General features: G+C 37.8%; 25 protein-coding genes. 1 reads left to right on the plus strand and 24 read right to left on the minus strand.

The genetic code is table 11. The features are described from left to right. Positions 1–60: 60 nt before the first annotated feature. The 24 genes from BUA88_RS06410 to argC form a co-directional block, all read right to left on the minus strand. Positions 61–897 (minus strand): hypothetical protein, encoded by an 837-nt coding sequence (locus tag BUA88_RS06410; RefSeq protein WP_072914517.1) that lies wholly within the window; start codon positions 895–897, stop codon positions 61–63. Next, positions 890–1,687: a PilZ domain-containing protein gene (locus tag BUA88_RS06415; protein ID WP_072914521.1), complete on the minus strand. Its 798-nt coding sequence runs from the start codon at positions 1,685–1,687 to the stop codon at positions 890–892. Before BUA88_RS06415 ends, BUA88_RS06410 begins: the two co-directional genes overlap by 8 nt. 84 nt (positions 1,688–1,771) lie before the next feature. Beyond that, positions 1,772–2,752, minus strand: coding sequence for a DNA polymerase III subunit delta (gene holA / locus BUA88_RS06420; protein ID WP_072914525.1), 981 nt, complete (start codon positions 2,750–2,752; stop codon positions 1,772–1,774). Positions 2,753–2,795: 43 nt separating this feature from the next. Then, positions 2,796–3,383 carry a cytidylate kinase-like family protein gene (locus BUA88_RS06425; protein WP_072914528.1) on the minus strand — a complete coding sequence of 196 codons (588 nt, stop codon included), beginning with the start codon at positions 3,381–3,383 and terminating at the stop codon, positions 2,796–2,798. A 16-nt stretch (positions 3,384–3,399) separates the two neighbouring features. Continuing rightward, on the minus strand, positions 3,400–4,143 hold the full coding sequence (locus BUA88_RS06430) for an amino acid ABC transporter ATP-binding protein (RefSeq protein WP_072914532.1): 744 nt from the start codon (positions 4,141–4,143) through the stop codon (positions 3,400–3,402). After that, entirely contained in the window at positions 4,133–4,804 is a 672-nt protein-coding gene (locus BUA88_RS06435) for an amino acid ABC transporter permease (protein ID WP_072914535.1), read from the minus strand. Before BUA88_RS06435 ends, BUA88_RS06430 begins: the two co-directional genes overlap by 11 nt. A gap of 68 nt (positions 4,805–4,872) precedes the next feature. Next, complete coding sequence (locus tag BUA88_RS06440) at positions 4,873–5,667, minus strand: transporter substrate-binding domain-containing protein (protein ID WP_072914539.1); 795 nt, start codon at positions 5,665–5,667, stop codon at positions 4,873–4,875. Between the two features lie 25 nt (positions 5,668–5,692). Continuing rightward, a complete protein-coding gene (locus tag BUA88_RS06445) occupies positions 5,693–6,670 on the minus strand; it encodes an SGNH/GDSL hydrolase family protein (RefSeq protein WP_072914545.1) in 978 nt (325 codons plus the stop codon). A 15-nt stretch (positions 6,671–6,685) separates the two neighbouring features. After that, positions 6,686–7,576, minus strand: a complete 891-nt coding sequence (locus tag BUA88_RS06450) for a radical SAM protein (protein ID WP_200798848.1) — start codon at positions 7,574–7,576, stop codon at positions 6,686–6,688. A 2-nt stretch (positions 7,577–7,578) separates the two neighbouring features. Continuing rightward, a complete protein-coding gene (gene thrS, locus BUA88_RS06455; protein ID WP_072914552.1) occupies positions 7,579–9,345 on the minus strand; it encodes a threonine--tRNA ligase in 1,767 nt (588 codons plus the stop codon). 431 nt (positions 9,346–9,776) lie between these two features. Next, positions 9,777–10,838 carry a hypothetical protein gene (locus BUA88_RS06460; protein ID WP_072914554.1) on the minus strand — a complete coding sequence of 354 codons (1,062 nt, stop codon included), beginning with the start codon at positions 10,836–10,838 and terminating at the stop codon, positions 9,777–9,779. A 3-nt stretch (positions 10,839–10,841) separates the two neighbouring features. Beyond that, entirely contained in the window at positions 10,842–11,300 is a 459-nt protein-coding gene (locus tag BUA88_RS06465) for an NUDIX hydrolase (protein WP_072914557.1), read from the minus strand. A 24-nt stretch (positions 11,301–11,324) separates the two neighbouring features. Beyond that, positions 11,325–11,969, minus strand: a complete 645-nt coding sequence (locus BUA88_RS06470; protein ID WP_083572423.1) for a peptidoglycan recognition protein family protein — start codon at positions 11,967–11,969, stop codon at positions 11,325–11,327. 50 nt (positions 11,970–12,019) lie between these two features. Continuing rightward, entirely contained in the window at positions 12,020–12,808 is a 789-nt protein-coding gene (locus tag BUA88_RS06475; protein ID WP_072914564.1) for a hypothetical protein, read from the minus strand. Between the two features lie 438 nt (positions 12,809–13,246). Next, entirely contained in the window at positions 13,247–15,610 is a 2,364-nt protein-coding gene (locus BUA88_RS06480; protein ID WP_072914566.1) for a DNA internalization-related competence protein ComEC/Rec2, read from the minus strand. 11 nt (positions 15,611–15,621) lie between these two features. Next, complete coding sequence (locus BUA88_RS06485; protein WP_072914570.1) at positions 15,622–16,620, minus strand: GerMN domain-containing protein; 999 nt, start codon at positions 16,618–16,620, stop codon at positions 15,622–15,624. Continuing rightward, the gene (locus BUA88_RS06490; protein WP_072914574.1) at positions 16,620–18,056 is read right to left on the minus strand and encodes a sensor histidine kinase; all 1,437 of its coding nucleotides are present in this window, start codon (positions 18,054–18,056) and stop codon (positions 16,620–16,622) included. Before BUA88_RS06490 ends, BUA88_RS06485 begins: the two co-directional genes overlap by 1 nt. A gap of 35 nt (positions 18,057–18,091) precedes the next feature. Then, the gene (locus tag BUA88_RS06495; RefSeq protein WP_072914579.1) at positions 18,092–18,790 is read right to left on the minus strand and encodes a response regulator transcription factor; all 699 of its coding nucleotides are present in this window, start codon (positions 18,788–18,790) and stop codon (positions 18,092–18,094) included. Between the two features lie 16 nt (positions 18,791–18,806). Then, complete coding sequence (locus tag BUA88_RS06500; protein WP_072914583.1) at positions 18,807–19,376, minus strand: helix-hairpin-helix domain-containing protein; 570 nt, start codon at positions 19,374–19,376, stop codon at positions 18,807–18,809. Positions 19,377–19,527: 151 nt separating this feature from the next. Then, on the minus strand, positions 19,528–20,727 hold the full coding sequence (locus BUA88_RS06505; RefSeq protein ID WP_072914587.1) for an aspartate aminotransferase family protein: 1,200 nt from the start codon (positions 20,725–20,727) through the stop codon (positions 19,528–19,530). Then, positions 20,720–21,616: an acetylglutamate kinase gene (gene argB / locus BUA88_RS06510; RefSeq protein WP_028246882.1), complete on the minus strand. Its 897-nt coding sequence runs from the start codon at positions 21,614–21,616 to the stop codon at positions 20,720–20,722. Before argB ends, BUA88_RS06505 begins: the two co-directional genes overlap by 8 nt. 12 nt (positions 21,617–21,628) lie before the next feature. Continuing rightward, on the minus strand, positions 21,629–22,852 hold the full coding sequence (argJ, locus tag BUA88_RS06515; RefSeq protein ID WP_072914590.1) for a bifunctional ornithine acetyltransferase/N-acetylglutamate synthase: 1,224 nt from the start codon (positions 22,850–22,852) through the stop codon (positions 21,629–21,631). Positions 22,853–22,861: 9 nt separating this feature from the next. Continuing rightward, positions 22,862–23,314 carry a GNAT family N-acetyltransferase gene (locus BUA88_RS06520; RefSeq protein ID WP_072914728.1) on the minus strand — a complete coding sequence of 151 codons (453 nt, stop codon included), beginning with the start codon at positions 23,312–23,314 and terminating at the stop codon, positions 22,862–22,864. A 75-nt stretch (positions 23,315–23,389) separates the two neighbouring features. Further along, the gene (gene argC, locus BUA88_RS06525) at positions 23,390–24,442 is read right to left on the minus strand and encodes an N-acetyl-gamma-glutamyl-phosphate reductase (RefSeq protein ID WP_072914594.1); all 1,053 of its coding nucleotides are present in this window, start codon (positions 24,440–24,442) and stop codon (positions 23,390–23,392) included. 298 nt (positions 24,443–24,740) lie between these two features. On the opposite strand from argC, the gene BUA88_RS06530 reads away from it, so the two are divergent. Continuing rightward, a complete protein-coding gene (locus tag BUA88_RS06530; RefSeq protein ID WP_072914598.1) occupies positions 24,741–25,964 on the plus strand; it encodes an argininosuccinate synthase in 1,224 nt (407 codons plus the stop codon). Positions 25,965–26,005: the final 41 nt, after the last annotated feature.

Raw genomic sequence — 26,005 nt, forward strand, 5'->3', positions numbered from 1 at the left:
TCCTTATAAAAAAGAAAAGGTCGCGGCGAAAGCCGCGACACTTTGTCTACAGTCTGTTCTCTAATTTATATCTTCACTTATAGCTTCTTTACCGTTATCAACTAATGTATCTCCCAATGCATCAGCCACCTCAGCTCTCCATCTGTCAGAATTAGATGTTTTCTGAATATCCTCAGCAAATGCTTTTTTACCGGTAAGGAGCTCCAACTGCTTCATTGCCACGTACTTCTGAAGCTGATCTGCATGCTTCTCTGCTAATATGCAGCCATAGATTGTACTGCCTCCTTTTACTTCTTCTGTTCTATGAACTTTTCCTATAAATTTACCATACGAGAAAGATTTATCTCCATCTCTTTCTATTAAATTAAGAACAAAAGGCCTGCTAGGATCTACATCTTTTTGAGATAAATTTATAAAGCTAAAACCACAATATGAAATCTCGCGAACAAGAATGATAAATTTTTCTTCACCCTGTTCCAATTCCATTCGGGTATCTACATTAACCCTAACACCACGTCTTCTATTAAATCTAATTCCAAGAGTAGATACCGCATTAATCAAATGAAATGTCCTATCTCCTGGCAATGTTGTTTTTCTTATAAGAATATTTTCAAACTTAAATACTCCATCTGGATTAACCACTACAACCTGAAGCACAGAATTCTGCTCTTGGAATGTTACCGGTACTACCTCACCATTTACCTCCATTGTAATAAGTTCTACTGGCAAATAATGATTACCATAATTAACATTCAGAAACTCTGTTTGTTCCTCAGTAAGTTCAGCATAGGTACATGAAATCTCTATCTTTTTACTGTCCATCATAGCAGTAACTGTAATACTATCTGTTGGTTTCACCTCTGAAATATGAAGTTGCTGTTTTTTATTATCACTCATCCAGACTCTCCACTAGTGAATTAACAATCTTATTTTTCCAGTTCTTACCGCTAATATTATGCTGAACCGCGGAAGCCATCTTCCTGCCACTAATCTGTTCCATCTGCTTCATAGCAATGTATCTCTGCAAAAAAGTTGAATGTTCAGAAGAAATTACACATCCACTAAATATACCTCCCGCAGGAAGCTCTCGCTGATTAATTACCTTGCCTTTAAACTTTCCTATCAGTTTATCGCCTTCATCTGTATCCTCAACTAAAAACAAAATAAATGGTTCTCCCACCTTAACCTTAGACTCAGTAGGCTCTATGAATCCAAGTCCACAGTACGAAAGATCTCTAACAACTACTTTTATAATCTCTCCTCCCTGCTGAATATCCATCCGCCTATCAAGAGCAATTCGTACACCTCTTCTTCGATTGAACTTCTTCCCCTCTACCATCTTTGCTTTAAGAAGATTTACAGAGGTTCCTGTAGACAATTTAACCTTATAGATTTTTACATTATCCCAAACAAAAACACCATCAGCGTTAATGGCAATTAGTTCAAGCTTAGAAAGATGTCCCTTAAATGAAACCTGAAACAGCTTTTCCTGCCATCGCTTAACAACATCCTCAAGGGGAATAACAAGCTTACCATAAGATTCCTGTAACTCAGCAAGTTCCTCTCCAGTGATTTTGGCATACTCCACCGGTAGTTCCAACTTCTTTCCATCAAGGGTCGCCAGAACCGACAATGTAGTATCTTTATTTATTTCTGTAATAGTTAATTTTACAGTTTTCTCAGCCATGTTCTTATTATATCAGATAGAATCTTCATACCCTCAACTATTCACTAAGCTTTCATACTTTTATTCTTCAATTGCTCAGCTTTTTTATTTTCCTGCGTATTTCATAATTATCATTTCAACTGCAAGATTCTCATCTAAAAGTCCAGTCTTTACCTGTTGCTCAAAGGTAGCAGCATCCTTAAGAAGACTTTTTATTTCCTTTGATTCAAGATTTCTAATCAAAGTCTCGTTCTTTCTAACGATATAATCCTGCATTCCAATCTTTCGGGATATGGTGGCTGTGTTGTCTCCAAGCTCCTTTAATTCTCTAATAACCGAAAGCTGTCTAAACTGCCTTACAATCATGTAAAGAATTCGCATAGGCGGTTCTTTTGCCGATAACATATCCTGGTACAAATCCATCGTCTTAGGTAAATCCTTCAACGCAATGGAATTAATCATATCAAAAATCTTTGTTTCAATCTGAGGGATACAGATAGCCCTAACATCCTCTACAGTGATTTGAGGATTATCACCAACATATGTGATAAGCTTATCAAACTCTCGCTTCATGTTATCCATGCTACTGTCTGTCATGTCACGGAATTGTTCCCAGGCATCTTTTTTCATCTGCTTACCAGATTCCTTAAGCATACCACCTATCCATTTAGCCAAAACAGTTTCATTTGGCATATTAATCTCTATATCGCGACCTGCTGCTTTTGCTGCTTTATAAAGCTTTCCTCTCTTGTCCGCTGAAGGTTCAACAAAAATAAAAACAGTAAAATCAGGGATGGTAGAAAGATAATTTCCTAATTCCTCTGGCATCTTTTTACCGAAGCCACTGTTTTCTATAAGGATAACACGATGCTCCGCAAAAAATGGCATAGTCTCTGCCTGGTCAATAACCTGGTTTACGTTGATACCTGTATCAGTATACTTGGAAAAATTCATATTGTCGCCATCATTTACAAGAGCTGCAATCAACTTATTTTTATACTGAAGCTTAAGATATTCCTCCTCGCCATAAAGCAAATATAAATTTTGAAATTGTCCATTTGATATGTCTTCATCTATTCGTCTCATAGCTAAAAGTATACCCTAAAATTAATATCCATAAAAGTATTCATTAATTCTTTGCTGCCTCGCAAATCAACTTCACGCAATTATCAATTCCAAGAGTAGAACTTTTCACGCATAAATCGTAATATGCAGCATTACCAAATTCTGTATCTGTATAATATTTGCAGTACTTCCTTCGCGCTTTATCAACGGCATGAATTCGTTCTATCACCTTTTCCTCTGATAAATCCGGCATTTTTTCTTTCATTCTATTGATTCTGAAATGCTCAGATGCGGAAATGAATACATGAAGAGTTCTATCGAACTCTTTTAAAATGATATTGGCATTTCTACCAACAATTACACAATTACCCTTTTCAGCAACTTTTCTAATAGCTTCAGATTGAGCTCTGAAAAGCTTTTCATCAAGAGGCTTATTATAAAAATCAAATAAACTCTGACCAAAACCAAACTGCTTAGGAACTCTCTCATCGTAAAAGCGAACTTCATCTGGAGTAAGACTACCACTTTCTATTGCCGCTCTGACAATCATATCCTTATCACAGTAGTAGTAGCCTAATTCCTCTGCAACCCTCGTACCAATTGTGCTACCACCAGCACCAAACTGGCGGCTAATTGTAATTATATTTTTCATACCTTCTCATATCCCTTTATAATACTTTATTTAAGAAATCAATTGTTCTAGCTTCCTTAGGCGCCCCGAGAACCTCCTGTGGTGTACCTTCCTCGATAATGTAACCACCATCCATGAAAATAACTCTGTCAGCAACCTCTCTGGCAAATCCCATCTCATGGGTAACAATAACCATTGTCATGCCTTCCGCTGCCAAATCCTTCATAACCTGAAGAACCTCTCCTACCATTTCTGGATCAAGAGCTGATGTGGGCTCATCAAAAAGCATAATATCTGGCTGCATGCAAAGAGCTCTTGCAATAGCAACACGCTGCTTCTGTCCACCAGAAAGCTGACTTGGAAAACTACTCGCTTTTTCTGCCAATCCTACTCTTGCAAGCATTTTCTTAGCGCGCTCCTGAGCCTCTTCCTTTGAGCACTTCTTTAACTGCACAGGTGCTAAAGTAAGATTATCAATAATATTAAGGTTATTAAAAAGATTAAAATGTTGGAATACCATACCGATATTCTCGCGTACCTTATTAATGTTAACCTTCTTATCAACGATATCTTCTCCGTTTACTATAATGCTGCCTCCAGTAGGCTTTTCAAGCTTATTAAGACATCTTAAGAACGTAGACTTACCTGAACCAGAAGGTCCAATAATACAAAGTACTTCACCCTTATGAACATCAGTACTGATATCCTTTAGTACTTCTAAATCTCCAAATGTCTTTTTTAAATTTTTAACACTAATTTTTACTTCATTCTTATCTACCAACGCTTAACCTCCTTTCAACAACCTTTGCACTGCGTGAAAGGATTGTGATGACAATCAAATACATAATTCCAACGATTGCCCATGTCTGGAAAGACATAAATGTGTTAGCCTGAACATTTTTAGCTGTATTAACAAGTTCAGGGAATCCAATAACTGAAAGAATAGATGTATCTTTCAAAGTAATAATAAACTGATTAATAAAAGTAGGAATCATTGTTCTAATAGCCTGAGGAAGTACAACCTTTCTCATAGCCTGCCCGTATGTGAGACCTAAAGAACGAGCAGCCTCCATCTGACCAATATCAACAGACTGAATACCTGCTCTAATAATCTCTGCCATATATGCACCGCAATTAAGAGCAAGACAGGCGGTACCAGCCTGAAGCGCTGTAAGATTCATCGAGAATCCACCTATGATGGTGTTAAAAAAGTAAGGAATTCCAAAATAGATAAAAAATGCCAAAACTATAAGAGGCACTCCTCGAATAACATCAACAAAAATCTGTGAGATGATATTGCAAGCTCTATTTTTTATCACTCCCATTATTCCAAAAATCATTCCAATAATGCAGGCAAAAAATAAACCAAGCAATGCCAAAAGCAGTGTGCGTCCCAATGCGATTAAAAGCATAGGACCGTATACTGTAATAATTTTAATCATAAAAATTTACCTTTCTATAAAAATAATATGGGTAGGGCATTATTATATACCCTACCCACAATCAAAGTCTACTCGCCAAGGTACTTAGCAATTATCTCATCATATTTTCCATTAGACTTAATATTCTTAAGACCAGCATTAAACATATCAACTAATTCCTGATTATCCGCATTGAAAATAGCAAAACCATAAGATGCTGGGTCATTTCCAGTTCCATCAACTATTTTCATAGTAATGCCAGTGTCCTTAATATTAGATGCCATGATAGGGGTATCATCAAAACAAGCAGCAACCTGACCACCTACAACCGCCTGATACATTGTAGGTGAATCCTCAAAGTAAGTTACTGTGAAGCCGTAATCTCCTGCAAGACTCTCAGCATATGTTGCTGACATTGTACCAGTCTTTACAGCAACAGACTTTCCCGACAAATCATCAAAGCCCTTAATATCAGAAGATGCTTCAACTGCCATACTCTGATTTGCATCATAGTATCCATCAGAGAATATCCAGCCTGATTCTTTTCTCTCGTCTGTGATAGATGCTCCAGCAATCATTCCGTCTGCCTGACCAGCCTGACAAGCTGCGATTGAAGCATCCCAGCCAAGTACCTGAACTTCATATTTGAAGCCCTGATCCTCTGCAACTGCGGCCAAGATATCCATATCGATACCCACGAAATCACCATTGTCATCTGTGTACTCAAATGGTTTGAAAGAAGTATCTGTCGCAATTTTCCAAACTTTATCTGATGAACCTACTGACTGATTATCAGAAGCACCGGTGTTCGCGTCGCCACCACAAGCAACTAATGACAACGCCATAATTCCTGTTAATAATCCACTAATAAGTTTTTTTCTCATATGATTTCTCCTTTTCTAAATATTTTTAATTTAAAATCTGTAACTTCTCTAAAATTTTATTTGCAATATATTCCATTCCTAAATCATTTGGATGCTTTAACACTGAGGCTTTTGTAATAGTATGATATTTTCCATCATAGCCAAGGATCTTTGTGCCTTTTTCAGGAAGATATTTTTTCACTCCTCTAATTTCAGATAAATCAACATATTCGCATCCCTGCTTAGCAGCAACATCTTTCTTAGCAGAATCTCTTCCGCTTCTGTACCAGAAATCGCCTATTACAACAATTTTGGCATCTGGCTGAGCTGCTTTTACATAATCTACAAGCCTGTTAAAATCCTTCTTAAAAGTGCTTGTGTCACTAACATTTTCTCCAAGCTGAATAATTACAAGATCGTAAGTATTTGCAAGCTTTTCATCAAACTTCTTAAGCTGTTTTGAGCGAGCGGTACTTGTTTCCCAGCTCTGAACTGGAACAATATCCAAATTAACTACATCATATTTCTGCATAAGACCAGCCTGCACACGATGGATATAATCTTTATCAATGCTGGATGCTGCCATTCCCCATGGTCCCCACCAGTAACTGCACATAGGGTGCACTGTAATGGAATTTCCAATGGCAAGAATATCATAAGAGCCATCTGCCAAAGGCTCTGTTCCTACTACAGGTGCGGTTGAAGGGACAGTAACAGCAGCAGCTTTTGCAGCTTCCTCAGCATTTGGGAATCTTCCTTCTGTCTTACCATAATTAATGTAGTGTTGATATAAGGTCTGCTCATCTTTTCCAAGAACGGCTACTACATCAGGATACTGAGTAGCATAAAAAGCTGCATCAAACAACACCTCTTCATTCGTAGCTGTTTCCTGTGTAGTGCGTCCAAGCTCATCAGCTTTAACTGTGCAAACTGGCATAATAAACAGTATTAATAATAAAGCAAGTACTGAATAAGTTAAGACTTTGTTTTTTGTTCTAATTGTCATGTTGTTAAATAAAATCATCACCTACCACCTTTACTATAAAATTTCATTACCAAATTTAGGTATAAAGCTTTCCTTCGCAACCTTTCTATCCTGAATAAAAGCATTTTCTATTCCAAGGTCTAAAGCATAACCCACCACTGCTTCGTATTCACGCTTTGTTACTCTTCTGTTAAGTTCAGGATACTTTTCTGCTATATGAGGCATGGGAGTATACTGACTCATCAAACTAACGTATATACGATTTTCAAAAGTTTCATGAAGATATTTTAGTATAGCTTTAGAATCCCTTGTGTGCCCTGGAAGCAGAAGCTGTCTTACTATAACTCCAGACTGAATAAATCCTTCTTCATTAAACTCTGGCTCTCCAACCTGTCGCACCATTTCTACTATAGCAGATTTTACCACATCAGGATAATCTTTTGCATGAGAATACTGTGAAGCCAATGCTTCATCCCAGTATTTAAAATCTGGCAAATACACATTTACGACACCTTCAAGTAGCTTTAGGCTTTCCACTGTTTCATAACCGCTGGTATTGTAAATAATTGGAATAGACAACCCCTGTTCTCTCGCATGGTTTACAGATTCCACAATTTCTGGAATGTAGTGTGTGCCAGTTACAAGATTAATGTTATTGGCTCCCTGTTTTTGCAGATGCAAATAAATATTCGCCAATTCTTCAGTTGTTATTTCCTTACCTACCTTGCCATGGCTAATCTCTTCATTCTGACAAAAAACACAGTGGAGCGGACATCCACTGAAGAATACCGCTCCACTACCATTTTCACCAGAAATGCATGGCTCCTCCCAAAAGTGAAGGGCAGCTCTTGCCACCTTTACAGTGGATGAAACCTGACAAACACCTAGTGCTTCATCACGGTCTACCCCACATTTTCTAGGGCAAAGCGTACATTTCTTATTCATTTTTATTTACGACCCTTTGTCTTAATCTCGTTTACAATAAGCTCTACAAACTCATCAAACTTAACTGTTGTAGTACCCTGCTCACCGTGAAGTCTGTATGATACAGTACCCTCAGCCTCCTCGTTCTTACCCAAAACTGCAAGGTAAGGAACCTTCTGAATCTGAGCTTCACGCATCTTGTAACCAAGCTTCTCTGAACGTGTATCAAACTCAACACGAACATCTGCATCTGCAAGTGCATCTACAAGCTTCTGTGAATATGCATTAAGATCATCATCATCATTCTTTACAGGAAGTACTTTAACTTGTGTTGGAGCAAGCCAAAGAGGAAGATTTCCCTTTGTCTCCTCAAGGATGTAAGCCATGAATCTATCAAGTGAACCAAGAATAGCTCTGTGGATTACTACAGGTGTCTGCTTGTTTGAATCAGCATCTGTGTATGTAAGGTCAAACTTAGCTGGTAAGCAGAAATCAAGCTGACATGTAGAAAGAGTGATTTCATTACCAATAGCTGGCTTAACGTTAACATCAAGCTTTGGTCCGTAGAATGCAGCCTCGCCAATCTCCTCTGTGAACTCAATACCGATTTCTGTAAGAGTCTCACGAAGAGCCTGCTCAGCTGTGTTCCACATCTCATCATCCTGATGATATTTCTTTGTATCAGCTGGGTCACGAAGTGAAAGAACACATCTGTAATCTGTGATGCCGAAATCCTCGTATGTGCTGAAGATAAGGTCGCATACGCTCTTAACCTCAGACTTAATCTGATCCTGTGTACAGAAGATATGTGAATCGTTCTGGCAGAAGTGACGTCCTCTTTCGATACCCTTAAGAGTTCCTGAAGACTCAAAACGGAAATCATGTGCGATTTCAGCGATACGAATAGGAAGCTCCTTGTATGAATGTGGACGGTTTGCAAAAATTCTCATGTGGTGTGGGCAGTTCATAGGACGAAGAACGAAGTTCTCTCCTTCAACCTCCATAGCTGGGAACATGTTCTCCTTGTAGTGATCCCAGTGACCAGATGTCTGGTAAAGCTGAACTGTACCAACGCAAGGTGTCATAACATGAAGGTAACCAAGCTTACGCTCCTTGTTACGGATGTAGTTTTCAAGCTCTGTCCAGATTGTGTAACCATTTGGAAGGTACATTGGAAGTCCACGACCAATTAAATCATCAGCCATGAAAAGCTGCATATCCTTACCAATCTTTCTGTGGTCACGCTCCTTTGCCTCCTCAAGAAGTGCAAGGTGCTCATCAAGCTGCTCCTGTGTTGGGAAGCAAACACCGTATACACGGTTAAGTACCTGATTTTCAGCATCGCCCTTCCAATAAGCACCAGAGTGCTTGATAAGCTTGAAGTAACGGCAAAGCTTAACATTATCTACGTGAGGTCCACGGCAAAGATCTGTGAAATCGCCCTGGTCGTAGCAAGAAATAGTCTGAGTATCCTCATCCATATTATTAATTAAGTCAATCTTGTATGGGTCATCCTTGAACATCTCAAGAGCCTCGGCCTTAGAGATTTCTCTTCTGTAAATCTTGCAGCCAGACTTTGCTACCTTCTTCATTTCTTTTTCAATTGCAGCAACATCTTCGTCTGTAAGCATAGTATCACCAAGATCCATATCATAGTAGAAGCCTTCCTCTACTACTGGACCAACCCAAAACTTAGCATTTGGATAAAGATGCTTTACAGCCTGTGCCATCATGTGAGCACATGAGTGATTTAGAGTATTTAATGACTCATCTTCTTTGAAATTAACCATCGTTTTTCTCCTTTTACTAATGAATGAAAATTGTAAATAACTACTGGTACTAAGGGTGCTATTAAAATAAAAAACACCCCTAGAAAAACTATTACTAGCTTTCCTAAGGGTGCTATATTAAAGGATACTCGCCCATTTGAAGATTGCCTTCGGCAATGGGCTCGTCATGTTCTCGATTTTCACTCATACTGAGCGAAAATCAAGAAATAGCACGGTTCCACCTTAGTGTTTCACTCATTTTGTCTTTAACGGAACTACCCGGAGACGCTTACGCTAATGCTTTCGCGCTCAGCTCGAGAATGGTGTTCATATAAGCTTTCACTAGACGCTTCCAGCCTAGGCGTCCTCTCTCTTAGCTTCCGCAAATACTACTGTTTCTGTCATCGCTTTTCTGTGGTATATCCTACCACAAATATAGTAATTCCACAAGATTAAAGGTTGATTTTATTATATTGAAGCTGGTTGCTACCGATAACCGTCTGAGTTGCTCCAATTGAATCAAGCTTAGCATTAATCTTTGCCTCAAATTCATCATAAGGAATGAACTGAGCATCTGGTATGGTATTTATGAGGTTCTGATACTCACTGTCAGTGTAAAGATTTGGAATATCTAAAGTTTCACTAAAATTATCATCATATACTAAATACGAAAATACGATAGGAGCCATTTTATCTGCTGTACTTTTTTCTGTCTGAAGTGAATAGACTACAATATTCCCTGGAAGACTTGTGGTATCAAGATCTTCTACTCCATATCTGTATGCAAGCATCGATAAGTCAGATTCTTCTTCCTCATAGTATCCATAAGTATAAGAACCATCAGCATTTATTATTCCACAGTCATAGCCATGATTGCTGGCGCCATTGCTTCCACCACCACTTATGAAGCCCTGATAATTAATTGATGTTTCACTTCTTGACCAGCTACAATATGAATATACAACCTGAATTTTTTTATCAATTTCCTTAAGAATAAACTCTATGCTTGAAGCTTCCTCGACTATTGGACAAGTGAATCTAAGAACCATTTCCTGGTTTCCATCATTTCCACAATCTAGATAAGCGTATTCTACTGATTTAACTTTTCCTTCGGCATAGTAGTTATCTGGGTTGCTGAAGATTGCGTTCATATCATCTACAAGCTCAGAGATAGTATAATCATCCTTTGTAAGCTTGCTGACAAACTCATCTTGATAAGACTGATATACATTGTCGATATATACATTTTTTTTGTAATAATCAAAGCTAAGCTTTCCTGTACCGTTAATAAGGCTTTCATATGTATTTTCTGATGTTTCAGATGATGACTCAGCTTCATCTGATTTTGTTGTTTCTGTAGATGAAGTTGCTGGAATATCAATCCCTGCTGTCTCATCCTGATGATTATTCTTTTGTAAGAATAAGTATCCCGCTAATCCAATAATCATTAATATCGCAATTACGATAACCGCAACTGAAATTGCTCTTCTTTGTCTTCTTCGTCTCTTTTTCATTAATTATTCCTCCATTACTGTCTCTATCAAATTGTCTTCTTTATCATAAACAAGCTTTAGTGAAAAATAATCTTGTCTATCTTCTAATAGCTTTAAGAAAGCTCTGTCTCCTTCCCAGAGATTTAAATCCATCACCTTATCAATATCAACCCAGGTCAGTTCTCCCTCATTGCAGCTTTCATTTAGCTCTCCTGAAAAATCATCGCTGGTAAAAAGATGCGCGTACTCAGTCTCTTTCCCCATAACAAATGTGATATGTCCACGTATTTTAGCACTGTTAAGTGTAAGACCTGTCTCCTCTTTCACCTCACGTTTTATGCAATCAAAAGGAGATTCACCCTCTTCGATATGACCACCTACGCCAATATATTTTCCCGAATTAATATCGTGCTCCTTCTTGGTGCGGTGAAGCATAAGATATTTGTTATCTTTTATTAAATAGCAAAGAGTTGTAAGTGTCATTGGTATTCCTTTCCATTTATTCTCTTATAAATCAGAAATGAACTGCTCCCAGGCATCAGGATTCTTTACATAATACCTAGGACACTCTTTTCCTGTAACATCATAGTGTCTAATAACATCCTCAGGATTCATACCAAATTCCTTTATTAGCCAGTCTGTTAATTTAACAAGGGAAGCATAGGAAGCCTCTGTAAACTTTCCTGATTCATCCGGATGGCAAACTTCTATAGAAATAGTATCATGATTTCGATGATTACTTGCTGAAGAACGTTCTATAAGCGGTACACAGTTGATTATTTCTCCATCAATCCCAACTACAAAATGTGAGCAAACATCTGAATCTTCATGATTATAAAAATCTCTGTTTTGCTGAGCCGTAGTACCAGGATTTCCCACATAATGAACAACAATATTGTTGACTCCATCAAGCCTCAAGCCTGTTCGTGATGGGTTCCCTTCATCTATATACTGCACGTCAATCCAATCAGGAATCTCTAAATTCTCCGCTATCTCAAGCCTGTCTTTATGATAAAAGTATTTGTAACCTCCGAAAGTCAAGCCTCCCAGGACTAACAATTCCAAGATAAGCACAAAGAATCTCTTCCTTCTTTTACGCCTTCTTTCTTTTCGACGGTATTCCCTTCCACCATTAGTTCTTCTCGAACCCATTATCTCGCCTCTTTTCAACTAGTATATACAACAACTATTATTTTAATACATTACAAAAGATAAGTCTTAATTTTCTCCTCGATAAGTTTGACGTCAAAGCTTATTCCATTTGATTCAAAAGAAACTATTAGATTATCTCCTAAAACAAGCTCTGACTTTTCATATTTTAATAGCTTTTCCAAATTTGTTTCCGCATAATCCTTATCAGAAGCCAATCCAAAATGTTCCCAATAAAATATTTTTCTATCTCTTTTATTTAGCAGAATAAAATCAGGATAACATATCTTACCATTATATAATACATAAGAAGCTTCATACTGATATGGAATTCCCATTTGATAAAATAAATCTGCTAATATCTTTTCTGACTTTGATCTAACATATTCCCCTCGATTAGTTAGATATGTGCCCCTTTTCTCAAATGGATTTTGATTACCCGGATGCTCGTCTAGCCACTGGTTAACAAATTCTTGTTCTATCGGACGAAGAGGCTCTATTAGTATCTGTCTACCCTTACAAAACTTTTCATACACTGCGTCTATCGGGTTTTCTTCATATCTTTTAATAAATTTTTCAAGAATACTCTTTTGTTCTTGTAGTTTATCCATTAACTTGTTGTAGTAATCTCGTTGTACTAGTTCTTTTGCATAATTATTATTTCTTGACGGTATGTACGTCAGATTACCTAATCCGTCGCGATAGTAATATTGGTACACACCATTTCCTTTCTTAACAACTACAGAATTAGAAGACTTTATCACTTCTTTTTCCCTAAGTCTTAATTTCTTTATCGATTCATCGATTTCATTGAGTTCTTTTTCTAATATTCCTATATTCATTTCAACTTAAACCTCTCTTTTAAAATATCAATATCTCTATAAGTATTATTTACACAAACATACTACGATTATTACTACCTAATCATTGACCACGTTTCACAGGTAGTAATCTACTTAGTTGTGTTTACTACCTGTGGTGGTTTATCTTTACACAGATAGTAAACATTATGATTTTGGCTACTACCTGTGGTGTTTTTTTTATCTTAGGTAGTAGACTTTTCTATTTCGGCTACTACCTGTAGAGACTTTCTTTTTAAAGGTAGTAAACTTTACCTTTTATATTACTACCTGTATAACTTTTCTTAATCTAGGTAGTATAAATTTCTCTCTAAGGTACTATCTATTCAATTTTTCTTTTCCTAGGTAGTAACCTCAAAATAAGTTACTACCTCCCCAATCATTCTTCTTAATAACAGGTAGTAACTCAACAATGAGCTATTAAAATAATTTCTCAGAGATATATTCATCCACTCCTGATGCGTTCATCCTCACGCGTCCAGAATTCATCGTATAATAAATATGTCCTGCTGCAGCCTCCAGTCGCTCTATCGCTTCAGCGGATGGGTGACCATATCGATTAATCTTGGCGCAGCTGATGACAGCTACATCCGGTGACAATACCTCTAAAAATGAAAAGTCCGAACTAAAGCGGCTGCCGTGGTGGCTGACCTTGAGTAAATCCACATGTTCTACCAAGCCTGATGATGCTATAGCGTGCTCCTGCTCAGCTGCTATGTCACCACCGAAGAAGGCCAAGAAGTTCTCTTGTCCATCGGTTTCCCGAGTTAATATTCCATGATTTTCATATTGCATAAGAAGACATAGGGATAAATCATTAACATCATCCGAAACCATTTCTGGATAGGGATAGACACAGGTAAAGGATAAATTCCTAGTACCACATACATCTCCCTGTTTCATATACAGAATATTAGTGCCATTATGTTCTGCCAGTGCCAACAACTGGGATAAAGTCTCTCCTTCTGGAATCTCGGCAGACAAAACAATATTATCAATCTGATACCCCTGCTCTAGTAACTCCAGAACTCCAGACACATGGTCCAAATCCATATGAGAAAGAAACCAGTAATCAATGGAGCCTGCACCTTTGTATTTTAAAAATGGCAATAACGTATATTGGCCTACGGCATCTGAGGATGTACTGCCACCATCGATAAAGAAACGAGCACCATCACCGGAGTTAATGAATATTCCATCGCCTTGGCCCACATCAAGTATATCTATTTCAAAATCACCCTTTGGGGGATAAAGCCATAATATAGCGATGAAAATAAGTGCACCTGCTTTAATCAATATTGTATTTCTTTGATTTATTTTTTTACCTGAATTAATACTTTTTTCTATATAATCCAATCCATAAACTATCAACAGTAATATCAAATAATAAATCACAACAGACCACATACTTCGGTATCCCACAACCATTGCTGAGCCAGGAAGTCTCTGAACAAAATCAGAAAGCAACTCATACTGATATATAATAAAATGACAAATCAATAGTAGAATCTTAACAAGCAATGCCGGAAACATTTTCCACCCAATAAGGGCAGACGTACCAAGTCCAGCACAAGCTCCTATAAATCCCGCTATTAAACCTACACCAAGCACCACCGGCATAAAAGGTAGTACTATAAGATTCAAAAAAACAGAATACAAAGGCGTCTGATGATATAACTGTGTAACCAAAGGCAGCATAGCAACAAACATTCCAAAGGAAAAAACCAGGCTGCTACATATATATTGAATGAGCTTATGAATCATTGACTCATCAGAATAAAACTTATCATGAGGCTTTTTTGAACGTCTTAGATAAATAAAATAATTCGTAAATGCGTTATTTAAAGGCAGCACAATAAAATATATACCAAGGACGGCTCCAAATGAAAAAATGAAACTGCCATTTTTAATGAATAAAGGATTGCCAAGAAGCAGGAAATCCCCTATAACTGCCATGGCTGTTGGCATATCATAAGACTCACCTGTAATCTGTGCCAAAAGGTATATTAAAAACATTCCAATAGCTCTAATAGATGAAACACTGCCGCCAGTGAGCAATCCATATATTACCGCGATAGAGCCTGCTAACAATCCGCATACAACAAATCCTCGTCCTCTTTTACGAAGGAACCTATAAACGGCCATACATATTACAGAAATATGCAAGCCTGATACAGCCAGTATATGAGCTATACCAACATTCTGAAAAAGTGCCTTAAGCTCGCCGTCTAATCCACTCTTTTCTCCTATTACTACACTAGATAAAAATCCTGCTTCTTCTCCTGGAAGACAACTGTTATAAACCAACGAAATCCTTTGCCTGATTTTATACGCCAGGTCTTTTTCAACAAAGCAATTACAGCTAAAATCATACATGCCTATATCAGTCAGCTCAAAATAAAGTCCCAGGGAATTGTAGTATTTCTTCATATCAAAACAACCTTCATTAGTAGCCGAAGAAAAATGTTTTACTTTACCTTCAATATTTAGTTTTGAGTAGTTGGGAATTACATCCGAATCTAATTTGAATATAAAAGATGTTTTAGAAAGTGATCCGCTTCCAGTGGTTACAGAAGCATTTTTAACATAATAAAGAACTTTGTCTTTCTTTATTTCCTTGTGATATATATATCCTTCAGCCTTGGCAATTTGCCCCTCCTTAAGAAGAGTAGCTGCTTCAGCTTTATCATATACCCCCAGGAAATCCCAGGGGGCATATGCACTAATTGTAATCAACAGAATAATCAACAAGGAAATCCTACAAAGTACACGACCTTGTATCATATAACCTCCTATTATTCTTGAGTAGTATCGTCTTCTTGTTCCTCTTCGTCCTCAGAAACATAATCTTCTTCAATATATGTCTCCTCTTCATCCAAAGAAGTAAAATTGATAATCGAATCATTCCGTGGAACTGCTGTAGACAAATCCGCTTCTACATTAGATAAATGTGGCGTCTCACCATTAACCAGAATCTGCACCTGCTTAATACTATCCAACTCAGTAAGAGAATTTACAATTGAATATAAAGTAACATTTTCAGTTACTCCTGTTATAGCAGTCTCTAAAGAAGCGTCGAAATTGGCAATACAAACGCCATCATCCGATACGGAAATAGAGTTAAGCTTTGTTCCTGCCGGTAACGCAGATAAAAGTCGACTATCATCCGGTCCTTTAAGAAGCTGCTCCATAACTAGTTTCTCCACGGACACATTACGACTGTAATATACCTGCCTGTTTTCTGCTACTAAGGACATTCCATCAGCGCTGGCAAAATAAAGGGTAAGATTAGTAGATAATAGAGAATCTGTCTCCTGTCCAAAATCATCTATGAATGTATCAGCCGTCATGGCGCCTACAGCCTCACCACTGGAATCTGCCAATGGCGCATTATTAACGTAGAAGAAAACAGATTTAACCGTCTTTATCTGAACCAATGTCTTAACAATCGCAGCTCTTACAAGTACCTCTGTATAAACATCGAGAGAATCATAATCGCCAACAAAATATAGCTCAAGTGTGCCATCATTAAGTTCCCAGCGCTTAAGCTCAATACCTGAAGGAATAGTAGTAATATACTCAATCTCTCCCGTATCTTTGCTAAGCATCTCAATTGCTTCAGCTATTTGGTGTTTAGAATCAGTAGCCTGCATATCATAATCAACTGCAGTAATGCTTGTTTTATCAGTATTTAGATAGTAAATTTTTGCATCATATTCTCCGCTTCCTTTACCACATCCAAATAAGGAAAGCATTAATGAACAAGAAAGAATTAATCCTAACAATCGTTTCATTAGTGCACCTCCTTTTCAATGTAATTAAGCGGAATACGAACGTCAAAGGTAGAGCCTTCACCAACTTTTGAACGTACCTTTACCTCGCCATTATGCATAGCAATGGCACTTTTAGTGATAGCCAGACCAAGACCTGTTCCACCGATTTCTCTAGAGTGAGATTTATCCGCTCTGTAAAATCTTTCGAAAATATAATCTACGGAATCTTCAGGAATTCCAAGTCCATTATCTTCTACTTTGATATAGAAAAACTGGTGATCTGAGTTAAGTGAAATATGAACCCAGCCGCCCTCATCATTATATTTAATGGCGTTTTCTACAAGATTAGTAACCACAAGTGTAAATTTAACCTCATCTACCTCTGCTACTACTGGTCTGAAAGATTCAAATACTACTTCTATTCCTGCTTTTTCAGCTATTGGTTTAAGTCGCTTTAAAATGTGCTCGATGAGCTCGTTAATATTTACAGCAGAAACATTAAGCTGTGCCCCACTCTTATCCATACGAACCAGACTAAGAAGATCATTAATAATCTTAGTTTCACGGTCAATTTCATCACCTATATCAACCATGAATTCTCTATACATCTCAATAGGTACATCATCAGAACCATTAAGAGAATCCGCCAACACCTTCATTGATGTCAGTGGTGTCTTAAGCTCATGGGAAACGTTGGAAACGAACTCCTGACGAGACTGGTCAATTGCCTGTAGCTTTTTAAACACCTCGTTAAACTTTCCAGAAATTAACTCCAGCTCTAAAAATGACTTGTTAACAGGAAGCTCGTTTGAATACTCTCTGATAATCGCATCAAGTGAATCCGATAGTTTGGTCATTGGACGGGAAAAATGGATTGCAGCAAAAACAGCAATAATTATCGATAAAGATACCAAAATAACTGATGCGATTAATGAATAAGAAATAAAAGCATCAATATTCTGATCAATATAATCCATGGATTTGTTAATAACCAGTGTACCAACTATCTCACTATCCGAATTAGATAAAGGGACAGATACAATAAGATATTTTGTCTCCTCATCATAAAAATACAGAGAATCCCCCTGCATGGAATGAATGATATTCTCCCAAATAACTGTCTTTCCAATATCAACTGAATATGAATCTTTAACTACCTTTAATGCTGAATTAACAAGAAGAATTCGACCATTATAGCTGTCGGCAATAGCCTTTAGTTCAGTGTCTAGCTCTGAGTTTTCCTCGCCGAGTATATATCCACTTGTAACGATTTGGCTATTGTACTGAGCAGCCTGGGCCATAAGATTTGTGGCATCAGTATGAATAGAAACTGATTTGTATGCTCTCAAAGAAATAGGCACACAAACCAAAAATGGAATGATGCCTATTAATAATATTATAAGTGCAATTTTAAATCCTAAGCTATGAAAAGCAGAAAAACTAATTTTATTTTTCATTAAAAAACTCTCTCTACAAGTTATTCCGAAGGATTTTATTGATAATAGTAGCCTACTCCCCACTTAGTACGAACGTACTTAGGCTCCTTTGGATTTGGTTCGATTTTTTCTCTGAGACGACGCACATGAACATCAACTGTACGCTCATCGCCAGGATAATCTGTACCCCAAATCGTATGCAATAAATCCTCTCTAGAAAATACCTTTTTAGGATTTGTAACTAAAAGTAAAAGCATATCAAATTCCTTTGAAGTAAGATTGTATTCCACTCCAAGGATTGTAAGTCTTCTATTGCTCTTATCAAGAACTAAATCACCATTCTCGATAATATTTTCCTCATTCTTATGTTCAGCTGCAGCTGCCATACCAAGAGATGCTCTTCGCATAATAGCTTTTATTCTGGCCTTAACCTCAAGAATATTAAATGGCTTTGTAATATAGTCGTCAGCACCATACTCAAGGCCAAGGATTTTATCCATGTCATCGCCCTTAGCAGTAAGCATAACAATAGGAACGGTTGAAAATTCGCGAATGCTTTGGCATACTTCAAAACCATCAAGCTTTGGAAGCATAACATCCAACAAAATCATATCATAATGATTTGCTGTAGCTAAATCCAATGCCTCCTGTCCATCGTATGCACAGTCAACCTCCATACCATCCTGCTCCAACGAAAATCTGATTCCTTTGACAATAAGTTTTTCATCGTCAACAACTAATACTTTCTTAGCCATAATTATCCTCGATTTACTAAATTTTTATTAGTGAATTAATTTGATTGAAAATACCATCACCAATTCCAGACACATTTTTAATATCTTCTATGGTACTAAAATCACCATTGGCATTTCTATAAGAAATTATTTGTGATGCCTTTGCCTGACCAATACCTGGAAGAGATGTAAGTTCTGATTCAGTGGCAGTATTTATATTGATTAATCCATCGTCCTCAGCGTTCTCTTCCGATAATAAAAGCTCTTCCTTTTCCTCTTTGGAATAGACATAAATCTTCTGCCCGTCTTCAAGAAGAGCGGCTTGATTAATATCCGAATCGTCAGCTGAATCTAACAGACCACCTGCAGCATCAATAGCTGCATAGACCCTCGAATTGAATGGCAAATCATATACTCCAGGTTTTTGAACTGCTCCTGCAACCTGAACATATATAATCTGTGGGACCACATCTGATATATCAGAAGAGGTTTCTTCAATAGTATCTTCTGCTTCCTTAATCAATTCTGTGGATTGAAAATATGATTCGTGCCCGCAACCTGTAAATAACAAAAGACTACAAAGCACAAGTAATAAATATTTTTTCATTCTATCTCCTATTCTAAATAAATAATTAGATAGGAAATGTCAGTATCACTTGTACATTGTAGCCAATATCTTCATTTATTACAATAGTTTTACGTTATTATTTCGGTAGATTTTTTCATAACATTCTTCTCAGCCGTGTTTTTCCTTATATTTAAAGGAAAGAATCAAATACTCTCTCAAGTTTTTCTTTAAATACATCAACATCCTGTTCTGTGATTACCAATGGAGGCAAAAGTCTTAGAACATCTTTTCCTGCCGATAAAACAACGAGATGCTCTTCCAACAACGCCTTGGAAACAACATCCTTAACTGGAATGGTAAGAACCAAGCCCTGCATAAGTCCCATACCTCTTCTCTCAGTTACGAAATCGTATTTATTTACAAATACATCCAAAACATCTTCTAAATAAGCAGCTATCTCCTGAACATGTTCTGTAAGCTTATATTCCTGGAACATGTCAAACACCTGTGAGACTGCTGTAGCACAAAGCGGATTTCCTCCATAGGTGGTACCATGGTCACCTGGAACCAATGACTGTTCAGCCACTTTATCAGTTACACAAAAGGCTCCAACTGGCACACCATTACCAAGCGCTTTTGCTGTGGTTAAAATATCTGGTTTAATGCCATATTGCTGGAATGCGTACATGCTTCCGGTGCGTCCCATGCCACACTGAATCTCATCTAAGATAAGAAGGATTCCTTCATCATCACACAGCTGACGAACCTTCTGCAAAAATTCTTTATCTGCAGGATACAAACCGCCCTCTCCCTGGACAGTCTCCATAATAATAGCACAGGTATTATCAGAAAGATTAGCAAGAACTGAGCCAAAATCATTGAAGGTCGCGAATTTTACACCAGACATCAATGGATAAAATGGCTCTCTGTAATGGTCAGTTCCTGTAACTGAAAGTGAACCCACTGTACGACCATGAAAACTATTTTCCATGGCAATTATCTCATAATCTCCTGCACCTCTTCTTGTATAAGCATATTTTTTTGCAGTTTTAAGCGCGCCTTCGATTGCTTCTGCTCCTGAATTTGTAAAGAAAACCTTATCCATTCCTGAAGCCTTGGAAAGCTTTTCTGCAGCCTCAATCATTGGAATATGATAGTAAAGATTTGACGTATGAGTAATTCTCTTGAGCTGTGTGATAAGTGCATCTTCATAATCTTCATTTCCATATCCAAATGCCATTACACCAATTCCAGATGCAAAATCAAGATATTCCTGATCCAGTTCATCATATAAATGAACGCCCTTGCCATAATCAAAAATTACAGGAAAACGATTATAGACATGTAGTAAATTATTTTCTGCTTTTTCAATGTATTCCTTCTTATTCATCGTAATACCTCGTGTCCTTATTTCCGATAATAGCTGTTCCAATACCTTTGTTAGTAAAGAATTCCAGTAACAGACAATGAGCAATTCTTCCATCTAAAATATGCACTCTGTTTACACCCTGCTCGATGGCATCAATACAATTGGTAAGCTTAGGAAGCATGCCACCACCTATGTATCCATCTCCGATAAGTGCTCTCGCCTCATCAACTGTCATCTCAGAAATAAGTGTTGATGGGTCGTCCTTATCTTTATATACGCCCTCGATATCTGTAAGGAAGGCAAGCTTTTCGGCATTTAAAGCCTTGGCAATAGCACAAGCCGCATCATCCGCATTTATATTGTAGGTCTCAAAATTGTCATCCATTCCGATAGGACATACGATTGGAAGAAAATCTTTTTCAAGAAGGTCCAAAAGAATCTTTGGATTAACCTCTTTAATTTCTCCAACAAAGCCAATATCCTGTCCATCTGAAAGCTTCTTATCTACCTTTAAAAGGCCGCCGTCTTTTCCAGATACACCAATAGCATTTACGCCAAGGGACTGAACATTCTGAACAAGTGACTTATTAACCTTATTCAAAACCATTTCAGCAATTTCCATTGTTGCTTCATCCGTCTTTCTAAGACCATTGATAAATTCAGGCTTGATACCATTCTTTTCTACCCACTTGCTGATTTCCTTGCCACCGCCATGAACAATGATAGGCTTGAACCCAACAAGCTTAAGCAATGTAACATCCTGAATGACCTGCTTTTTAAGCTCTTCGTCCACCATGGCACTTCCGCCGTATTTTACAATCATAATCTTGCGATTAAATCTCTGAATATATGGCAAAGCTTCAATTAAAACCTGGGCCTTATCCAAAATTGGCTGCATACTGCTATCCATCTTCCTATCCTCCTATGATCTATAATCAGCATTAATCTTTACGTAGTCATATGTCAGGTCACAACCCCATGCTGTAGCCTCGGCATCACCTTCATGCATATCAACATAAACTGTAACCGCATCAGCTTTCATAATTTCAAGTGCCTTATCCTCATCAAATACGATAGGTGTTCCTTTATCAAAAACTTTCAACTCACCGTTAACACTTTTGAAAAACAGCTCCACATCGTTCTGGTCAAAATCTGCTCCTGAATAACCCATAGCACAAAGGAAACGTCCAAAATTTGCATCACATCCAAAGATAGCTGCCTTCGAAAGATTTGAACCAACAATAGCTCTTGCAAGAGTCTTAGCATCAGCTACTGATTTTGCATTTACAACCTTTGCCTCAAAAAGCTTGCTTGCTCCCTCGCCATCAGCCGCCATTCTCTTTGCAAGATTCGTACATACAAATGTAAGAGCTTCCTTGAAACTTTCATAATCTGCACCTTCGCTACTAATTGTCGTATTTCCAGCCAGACCATTTGCCATACAAAGTAATGTATCATTTGTAGATGTATCTCCATCAACAGTAATCATGTTAAAACTATCAGCAACCACCTCACTTACTGCCTTCTGAAGAAGAGATTTTTCGATTGCCACATCTGTGCCAAGGAACGCAAGCATGGTGCACATGTTAGGATGAATCATTCCTGAGCCTTTGCTCATTCCACCAAGAGTGGCTGTAACTCCTCCCACCTGAAAATCGACAGCAATTTCTTTATTGACTGTGTCTGTTGTCATAATAGCTTTTGATGCTGCTGTTCCTGCTTCGATGCTATCATCAAGTGCAGGTGCCATAGCCACAACGCCAGCTACCAGCTTATCTACTGGAAGCTGCATTCCAATAACTCCTGTAGATGCAACTGCTACTGAATCAAAGCTTACGCCTAGAGCTTTTTCAACACCCTTTGCTGTAGCTTCGCAGGCATCAAAGCCCTCCTGACCTGTACAGGCATTTGCTATACCAGAATTAATTACAACAGCCTGCATTGGCTTATTCGCTTTTACGATATTCATGTCCCACTGAACACATGCAGCCTTTACTACATTACTTGTAAATGTACCAGCACTTACACATGGAACCTCTGAGTAAACCATTGCCATATCAGTGCGTCCCTGATACTTGATACCTGCCGCGCAACTAGCAGCCTTGAAGCCCTTCGCCGCGGTAATACCACCTTTTATCTCTTTCATATTCTTCTCCTATTTGTTAAAAGCTGTAATATTCTCTTCGTTTAATACAAAATCATAAACATTTAAATCATCGCGCATAATCCACTGTTCTGCCTGCCAAAAACCATTACCAAGCTTATTTTCTTTAAAAGCAACAAGCTGGATTTTGTTAATACCCTCTTCCTTAAGTCGAAGCATAGCCTCTGAAGCCATTGCTTTACCAATACCATGTTTACGATAATCCTCATGAACACATACATGATAGAAGCAGGCACGTCTGCCATCATGTCCTACTAAAATAGAACCTACAATTTTATTATCTGAAACTGCTATCACGGAAAGTCCAGGGTTCCTCTTAAGCACTCTGGTTACGCCCTCCCTAGAGTCATCAAGACTTCGCATTGCAAAACCATGGATAGTAGTCCAAAGCTTGTATACCTCATCATAATCATTTTCTTCCATAGTTCTAATCGTGTAGTTCATATGTACCCCTAAATCTAATGAAACATTAATGCTTTCTTTTGTTGTAACCATAATAAAACTCCTAACCTAAAACACCTATGGGAACATTGGTGCAAAATCAAGTCCCATCTTCTCATCAAATCCAAAAATAATATTCATATTCTGAACAGCCTGTCCCGCAGCACCCTTAACAAGATTATCAAGTGCTCCCATCATAACGATTCGGCCTGTTCTCTCATCTATCTTGCAACTAACATCCACGAAGTTGCTTCCCTCTACCCACTTTGTTTCTGGGCACTCACCATACTCAAGAACTCGAACAAAGAACTCGTTATCATAGGCATCATGATAAACCTTCATAACCTCTTCCTTTGTAGGAAGCTTTCCATCCTTCTTCACAAGGCTTGCATACTCTGTAACGAGAATTCCTCTATTCATAGGAACAAGATGTGGTGTGAAGTTAATCATAATCTCCTGACCACAAGCATATCCAAGCTGTTCTTCAATTTCAGGTGTATGACGATGTGATGTAACACCATATGCCTTAATGCTTTCGTTTACCTCACAATAAAGATTAGGTAGCTTTGCTCCACGTCCTGCACCTGATGTACCTGACTTCGCATCTACGATAAGTGTTGTTGGATCAATAAGCCCTGCCTTCACTAAAGGATATGCAGTAAGAATCGAGCATGTAGTATAACAACCTGGATTAGCAATAAGTCTTGCTCCCTTTTCCTTATCTCTATTAATCTCACAAAGGCCATAAACAGCTTCTTCAATAAACTGAGGCGACTTGTGTTCGATGCCATACCACTTTTCATATGTAGCAACATCCTTAATACGAAAATCAGCTGAAAGATCTATGACCTTACAGTTATTAAGAATCTCTTCTGTAAGAACTCCGGCTAAGTATCCCTGCGGTGTAGCTGTGAAAATAACATCTACCTGCTTTGATAGTTCAACTATGTTATCATCAAAACATTTATCCTCAACCAAGGTAAACATATTCTTATATATAGAAGCAAATCGCTCATCTACATATGATCTTGAACCATACCAAACGATTTTGGCCTCTGGATGACTGTACAACAACCTAACAATTTCTGCTCCCGCATAACCGGTAGCACCAATAATTCCCACCTTAATCATAGCTGTCCATTCCTTTTCTTAATTTGAGTAATTTTTCACTTCCAAAACGACTTGGAATAATTTAATATGATTGTAGTACTTCACTTTCACAAAGTAAAGTACTACAGTGAAATTTTATAAAATAAATTTGCATAAATATACATCTATATTTCGAACAAATCAAGTATAATTTTAACATAATTCATTTTTATTCTCGAATTATGCATAAATTTGCACTTGAAATATCAAATTAAGTGGTGTATGATTTGTTCAAATTCAAACGAATAAAAAATAATTCAATAAATAAAGGAGAACTATTATGGCACAGGAAAAAGTTGTACTTGCTTACTCAGGTGGTCTTGATACCACTGCTATCATTCCATGGCTCAAAGAGAATTATGGATATGAAGTTATTTGTTGTTGTATCGATTGCGGACAGGGTGAAGAATTAGATGGTCTCTCAGAAAGAGCCAAGGCATCTGGTGCTTCTAAACTATATATAGAAGATATTGTTGATGACTTCTGTGATAACTACATTGTACCTTGCGTACAGGCTGGTGCTATTTACGAGAATAAATATCTTCTTGGTACAGCTATGGCTCGTCCAGGAATTGCTGCTAAGCTTGTTGAGATTGCCAGAAAAGAAGGTGCTGTAGCAATCTGCCATGGTGCTACTGGTAAAGGAAATGATCAGATTCGTTTCGAGCTTGGTATCAAGGCTCTTGCTCCAGATATTAAGGTAATTGCTCCTTGGAGAAATGATAAATGGAAGCTTCAGTCACGTCAGGATGAGATTGATTATTGTAAGGCTCACGGCATCGACCTTCCATTCTCAACAGATCAGTCTTACAGCCGTGACAGAAACCTTTGGCACATCAGTCATGAAGGTCTTGAGCTTGAAGATCCTTCACAGGAGCCAAACTATGATCACCTTCTTGTACTTACTACTCCACCGGAGAAAGCTCCCGATAAGGCTGAATATGTAACAATGACTTTTGAAAAAGGTGTTCCAACTTCTGTAAATGGAAAACAGATGAAGGTATCTGATATCATTAAAGAGCTCAATGAAATTGGCGGAAGAAATGGTATTGGAATCGTTGATATTGTAGAGAACCGTGTTGTAGGTATGAAGTCTCGTGGTGTATATGAAACACCAGGCGGCACTATCCTTATGGAGGCACACGCTCAGCTTGAAGAGCTTTGTCTCGACCGCGCGACAATGGAAATGAAAAAAGAAATGGGCAACAAGCTTGCTCAGGTTTGCTACGAAGGAAAATGGTTTACACCACTCTGTGATGCTATTCAGGCTTTTGTAAAGTCTACACAGGAATATGTTACAGGTGAAGTTAAATTCAAGCTCTACAAGGGAAATATCATTAAGGCTGGTACAACATCACCTTACTCACTCTACTCTGAGAGCCTTGCAAGCTTTACAACTGGAGATCTTTATGATCACCATGATGCAGAGGGATTTATCACATTATGGGGACTCCCACTCAAGGTTCGTGCCATGAAGTTACAGGAAAATAAAAATATGAAATAAACAATAAAACCCTAGTTACGCTCTCAAGCCTTATATATTGC

This window comes from Pseudobutyrivibrio xylanivorans DSM 14809 (assembly GCF_900141825.1).
GTDB classification, from domain to species: domain Bacteria; phylum Bacillota; class Clostridia; order Lachnospirales; family Lachnospiraceae; genus Pseudobutyrivibrio; species Pseudobutyrivibrio xylanivorans.